Origin of the sequence: Streptomyces sp. NPDC001549 (assembly GCF_042894025.1) — a bacterium.
GTDB lineage: Bacteria > Actinomycetota > Actinomycetes > Streptomycetales > Streptomycetaceae > Streptomyces > Streptomyces kutzneri.
In genome coordinates, this window is the sequence record NZ_JBIAVJ010000070.1 from 1 (window position 1) to 5,538 (window position 5,538).

Annotated in this window: 5 protein-coding genes and 3 pseudogenes; 2 read left to right on the forward strand and 6 right to left on the reverse strand. The window is 66.5% G+C overall.

Annotation, left to right across the window (positions count from 1 at the left end; all coding sequences use genetic code 11):
* Positions 1-108: 108 nt before the first annotated feature.
* Positions 109-357 (forward strand): Tn3 family transposase, encoded by a 249-nt coding sequence (locus tag ACFY04_RS43465; protein ID WP_389126582.1) that lies wholly within the window; start codon positions 109-111, stop codon positions 355-357.
* Positions 358-1,117: 760 nt separating this feature from the next.
* On the opposite strand, the pseudogene ACFY04_RS43470 reads toward ACFY04_RS43465, so the two are convergent.
* From ACFY04_RS43470 to ACFY04_RS43480, 3 genes and pseudogenes are all read right to left on the reverse strand, one after another.
* A pseudogene (locus tag ACFY04_RS43470) lies at positions 1,118-2,092 on the reverse strand (serine hydrolase domain-containing protein); the annotation flags it as partial.
* An 18-nt stretch (positions 2,093-2,110) separates the two neighbouring features.
* Entirely contained in the window at positions 2,111-2,935 is an 825-nt protein-coding gene (locus ACFY04_RS43475; protein ID WP_389126584.1) for a hypothetical protein, read from the reverse strand.
* A gap of 483 nt (positions 2,936-3,418) precedes the next feature.
* Positions 3,419-3,712 carry a hypothetical protein gene (locus tag ACFY04_RS43480; protein WP_389126586.1) on the reverse strand — a complete coding sequence of 98 codons (294 nt, stop codon included), beginning with the start codon at positions 3,710-3,712 and terminating at the stop codon, positions 3,419-3,421.
* Positions 3,713-3,827: 115 nt separating this feature from the next.
* Here ACFY04_RS43480 and ACFY04_RS43485 point away from each other — a divergent pair.
* Positions 3,828-3,926 (forward strand): annotated as a pseudogene (locus ACFY04_RS43485) (IS630 family transposase); the annotation flags it as partial.
* A gap of 33 nt (positions 3,927-3,959) precedes the next feature.
* On the opposite strand, the gene ACFY04_RS43490 reads toward ACFY04_RS43485, so the two are convergent.
* The 3 genes and pseudogenes from ACFY04_RS43490 to ACFY04_RS43500 form a co-directional block, all read right to left on the reverse strand.
* Positions 3,960-4,496 (reverse strand): SMI1/KNR4 family protein, encoded by a 537-nt coding sequence (locus ACFY04_RS43490; RefSeq protein WP_389126588.1) that lies wholly within the window; start codon positions 4,494-4,496, stop codon positions 3,960-3,962.
* Between the two features lie 62 nt (positions 4,497-4,558).
* Positions 4,559-4,758, reverse strand: a pseudogene (locus ACFY04_RS43495) (IS5/IS1182 family transposase); the annotation flags it as partial.
* 93 nt (positions 4,759-4,851) lie between these two features.
* Positions 4,852-5,538: IS630 family transposase (locus tag ACFY04_RS43500; RefSeq protein ID WP_389126590.1), on the reverse strand; the 687-nt coding region annotated here is incomplete at its 5' end.

The window sequence follows — 5,538 nt, forward strand, 5'->3', positions numbered from 1 at the left end:
TCGGCTGGGTAGTGCTTCATCCCCACGGGGACTCCGTTCTCCTGGACCATCAAGATCCAAGTCTCTCCGGTGTCCAAAATCCGGGGTCAAGGCCCGTTCAGAGAAGCGGTGATCTTCCACAACGCCCTGGACATCGCGGAGATCGTGCGGCAGCTGCTGGAGGAGGGATGGGAGATCGACCCGGAAGACCTGGCGCACATCTCGCCGTACCTGACCGAGCACATCAACCGGTTCGGCGAGTACAGCACCCACGAACTCGGCATCCAGCCCGACGCGTACGACCCGAAACTCAACGTCGACTTCACACCGCTGCGCGAACAGGACCTGACCGCCGCCGGACTCGGTCAGGCCGCTTGACGACCGCGAGCCTCCTCGTGTGAGCACGGGGCCTGCAGTCGAAGCGGCGCCCGAAGCCACCTCTTATGGCTTCGGGCGCCGCTTCTCGTTGGTGCTGTGCGAGGTCAGGCGCCGGCGGCCAGGCTGAGCGTCTGTCCGGCCTGGCGCCGGCGGTGGTCTTTGGGCCTGGTCCAGGTTGGCGCGCAGCTGCTCGGCGACAGTGCCCGGGTCGGTGTCGGGGACGGTCAGGACGGGGTGGCCGGCGTCGAGGATGCGCCGGTAGGTCCCGCGGTACTCGCCGTTGCCGTCCGCGATCAGCGCGGCGGCTCCCGGGGACTTGGCCGCGGCGGTGGCGCACTCCTGTGCGACATCCCGTGAGTTCCTCTGAGCACCGCTGAGCCCTCGCCCCTGTGGCGAGGTGGTTCTTCCTCCTTCAGGGGTATTGCCATCGGGTGACGCAACTTCGGGATTCCTGAAGCCTTCTCACTGTGTCCGACCGGTGTGTAGTCGGGCTGAAGGTGAGGAGGCTCGTTGGCGCTGGCGGTCGTGCGAGATCTGCGCGAGCGTTGGTTGCCGGTCTCGGCGGAGGAGCTGGAGCACTTCGAGACCTCCGCGCTGGCCGGGTTCGTCCTTGCATGGGCGTCGGCGGGCCTAGGGAGATGGGCCTAAGGGCGAGCTTGGCTCTTCCCACAGCGAGCGGCTGCGGTCACGATGTTCTGACGCGCCCTGTCACCGTCCTACATTGGCCGGACCAGGCGGTGTGTGCTCCTCTCCGAGCCCGTCAGACCCCCTGTTGCACCTTCCACATGAGGGTGTCGAACTCGTCGGCGAGGGCGGTGCCCGGGCGTCCGGCATTGCAGACGGCACTCCAGGCGCGGCCGTCGGATGGGCGGACGAGAATGGACTGGGTGCCGGGCAGGGTGCCGTCGTGCCAGATGGTGCCGACGCTGTTGACTGCCCAACCGCGGGCATAGCCCGGGGTCGTCGCCGAGACCGGGCGGGCTGCGGACGCGGTCGTCATCGCAATGCGTGTTGCCGACTGCAGCAGGTCAGGTGGTGACGGCAAACCGTCGACTGAGAAGCAGAACCGCAGCACGTCAGCCGGCGTCGCGGCCCAGCCCCCGTGGGCGTCCATGCGGTCGACGCGGGTCTCGTAGGGCGCAGCGCGGTCAAGGCCGACATACACCGCCTCCGCAGCAGCTCGGTCCCTGGCCGTGGCGCCGGCCAGGAACGCCTGCCCGGCGCCACTGGCGTCTAGCACAGAGCGGCGCACGAAATCGCCGTATGACATCCCGGTGAGGTGTTCGATGATCCGCCCGAGCAGGCAGTAGCCGAAGTTCGAGTAGCCGTACGTCGTCCCCGGGTTGTTGTCGAGCGGTCGGTTGTCGAGAGTCCAGGTGATCAACGCGTCCTGGCTCAGCGCCGTCTGCTGGAACATAGGGTCGTTGCCGTCGTTGACCCAGCCACCGGCCGTGTGCTCCAGCAGGTGTTGCAGTGTCACGGCCCGCACTCGTGCGCTGTAAGGCTGCGTCCCGTAGGTGGTGCCGAGCAGGGCCCCCGGTCCGAATACCAGGTCCGTGGTAGCGAGCCGGCCTTGCTCGATCAACATGTGCACGGCGGTGGAAGTGATCGGCTTAGCGATGCTCGCGATACGGAAGCGGTGGTCCGGCGTGGCGATCTCGCGGGTGATGCGGTTCGCGTAGCCGAAGGCACGCGCGGATCTGATCGAGCCGTTGCGGGCCACGGCGAAGGAGAAACCCGGGACTGCCCACTTCTACATAAAGGGCACGATGAGGCCTGTCGCGGCGTCGCCGCTGACGTCGGCCTCGGGTGTGGTCTCCCAAACCATGGTGTAGCGCGCTGAGCCGCTGTCCCGGAATCCGCTGACATCGACCAGCCGGAGGCCGGCTCGGGTGTTGGCGTCGAACTGGCTCTGGTAGTCGCTGTGCGCCACACCGTGCGCCGCCTTCCCCGGATGCCCGGGCGACTGCTCCCAGATGCCCGCGTAGCGGATGCCGCCGCCGATCGCGTAGCCCACGGCGCGGACGAGTCTGAAGCCCCGATCGTGTTGGCTGTCGAATTCGCGCTGATACTCCGCGTCGGACAGACCATGTCTCGCCGACCAGGCCGGGCCGGCGTAACGGTCCCAGATACAGGCAAACCTCACCCCGCCCGCGTCCTCGTAGGGAGACAGGCAACGCAGGCGGAAGCCCCGGCCTGACAGGTCATCGAACAAGGACTGGTACTCCGCGCCGGTCAGGCCGTGTCGGGCGACCCATTCCAGGCCCTGTTCTTGTTCCCAGATGGCGCTGAACAAGACTCTGCCGCCTGAGCGGAACACCGACAGGTCGACCGGTCGGAAACCACTGCCGCCCAACGACGTCACCGTGGCCTGGTACTCGGTGTCGGAAATGCCGTGGCGTGCCTGCCAGGAACTTCCGCCCTGAACAGCCCACACACTCGCGAACCGCGGCTGTCCGCCAAGCTCGTAGCCTGAGATCTTAATCAGCCGGTAACCGCGTGCAGTGAGCCGGTTGAACTCGGTCTGATGGTCTGCCGCTGTGAGGCCGTGGCGCGCCTGCCAGTCAGTCACAATCATTGGTCGACTCCTATTGCCCAGGCCCCCATGGGGTGCGACGCCGTCTTGAGGATCGCGGCCATCCGCCGTTTCGCCCCAGGCTGGAAGGAAGTAGTCCCCGTTCTACCCTTCCGCGTGGTCTTCTTGACCAGATACCCAGATGCGGCCCCAGCGGGTTCTCCAGCCGCCAGCACCGGTGCGGCGGGCAGCCTCAATCGACACGGGTGGCTGTCCTCATTCGTCGACTGTCTTGCCCAGCGCCCCAAGCCACCCGGGGCAACGGGATTCACAACCGACCCTTCGACCTCATGCTGGCATGGGGAGCCTGGGAATGCGCGCGCTCGGGAAGCAGCGGGGGTGCTCCGCGACGCAAGGATGGGCAGGGCGCCTTAGGCGGCCCTGGGCGTCGGGCTGGTGGGGCTACACCGGGACACTTCACCCATTCGGAGCAGTACCGCTCCCAGCCCACAATGGCTGAGACCGAGGAAGCTGCCGACCGCCGCTTCAGCCAATCCGGAACCGCGAGCGCATGTGATGCACCTGGTACGGGCGCCAGGTCGACATCAGGTAATGCAGCGTCACCGATCTGTCCCCCGGGTGCCACTCGGTCAGCCGTTCCAGGATGAACGCCCCGTAGGCAAAACCGGTGTTGTCCACCAAGCCGCTGGGGTCCTGCACGTTGAGGTCGTCCAAGCCCGGCCAGTGCATGAAATTGCCGAACGCACCCTCCCGGCAGGGGTCGAAGATGGCGATCTCCTGAGACCAGGGGCCAGTGGGAGCCGGGGCCGTGCGTGCCACGACCGGGCCGGTCGGGCGGTTCTGGTCGCCGAACGGGCTCCCGGTGTTGTAAACCGCGAGCCAGCGGCCAGCGGCGGGCTGCTACGTCCGCCACGGCAAGGCGAAGAAGGGCTCCCACCCCGACGTCCTCACATCCCTACGACGCGAACGCGCCCGCATCCGCAGCGAGAAGGGCATCCGATGGGGCGGCAGACCACTACAAACAGCAGCCTGACCGCCCGAGGTGGCAAGCCTTCCCGGGCCAGCACTACATGTCGAAGGGTTCGTAGCGGGCGTCGCCTCCGGGCCAGGCGCGGTCCATGAACGGCGCCCGGTCGAGGCCGTCGAAGCAGCGCATCAGGAAGTCGGTGAAGGTGCCGCTGGTGCGGTACCACTCGGCGCACTCGCTGCCGACCACGATCTCCCAGTTGCCCGGATCCGGGTCGCTGGCCAGGAAGTAGTACTCGCTGCTGTGCTCGTCGTGGCCCAAGCGGATGAGCCCACCAGGGTCGGGGTGGAACGGGAACGGGTAAAGGTCCTCCCACCCTCTCCGTGCCTCGCGCCAGAAGTCCAGGGACCAGAACTCCTCGAGTTCGGCAGGGGTCATGAGACCCGTTGGCCGGTCCAGGTGAAGGTACCCATCGAGGGTTCCCGGCCCGTATATGTCCATGAAGGCCTTGTAGTCCGCGGGCAGTGTGACACCGAGGTGCCGTTCAGAGGCCTCCCAGACCTCTCGGCACGGCCAGCCCCACGCCTCCTCCGGCTCACCGAGCAGTGCCTGGAGGCGTTCCAATGGCGATGGCATGTCTTCCCTCGTCCCTGATATGTGACTGGCCGGGAATATCATCAGGCCTCCCTCTGACAACACCGATAGGCGCCCAGGCCGCTGCCGTGGGGTGTGCTGCAACGGGCGATGGCCGGAAGGATGCCGCGGGCCCGAACCTGGTGGCGGTAGATGTCGTGGTCGTAGCCACGGCCCGCGAAGACGGACTGAGGTCCGGGCCCCGAACGGGTGGGATGTCACCAAGCAGGGGCATGAGCTGGGTGACGTCCTTGCGGTCACCGCCGCCCTCCTCATCCATCACAGAGGGGCCCAGCGTCCTCAACCCGGCGAACCTTCCCGGTCACAGCACTAGTGCTCTGCGCCAGAAATCTCAGGGTTAAGTCTGCGCCTGGTTGCCCGGTTCGGATGGGGTGATCTTGGTGAGGTAGTCGGCGAGGGACTTGAGAATCTCGTCGGCGGTCTTCGTCCAGGCAAAGGGTTTCGGGTCCTCGTTCCAGGTCTCGATCCAGGCCCGGATGTCGTCTTCCAGTGCTTTCACCGAGGTGTGGACTCCGCGGCGGATGAGCTTGTCGGTCAGCAGGCCGAACCACCGCTCGACCTGGTTGATCCAGGACGAGCCCGTGGGGGTGAAGTGGACGTGGAAGCGCGGGTGTCTGGCCAGCCAGGTCCTGATCTCCGAGGTGTTGTGGGTGGCGTAGTTGTCACACACCAAGTGCACGTCGAGTTCGCGGGGCACAGCTTTGTCTATGGTGACCAGGAACTTCTTGAACTCGATGGCCCGGTGGCGGCGGTGGAGTTCGCTGATGACGGTTCCGTCGGCGACGTTGAACGCGGCGAACAGGCTGGTGATGCCGTGCCGCAGGTAGTCGTGGGTGCGTCGCTCGGGCATGCCCGGCATCATCGGCAGCACAGGCTGCGAGCGGTCCAGCGCCTGGATCTGGGACTTCTCGTCCACGCATAACACCACGGCCCGCTCAGGCGGGTTGTGGTACAAGCCGACGACGTCGACGACCTTGGCAACGAACTGCGGGTCGGTGGAAAGCTTGAAGGAATCCTGCAGATG

Excerpts from the sequence above, each read along its gene's own strand:
- ACFY04_RS43475 (WP_389126584.1), bottom strand. The coding sequence starts at position 2,935 with ATGATTGTGACTGACTGGCAGGCGCGCCACGGCCTCACAGCGGCAGAC.
- ACFY04_RS43490 (WP_389126588.1), bottom strand. The coding sequence starts at position 4,496 with ATGCCATCGCCATTGGAACGCCTCCAGGCACTGCTCGGTGAGCCGGAG.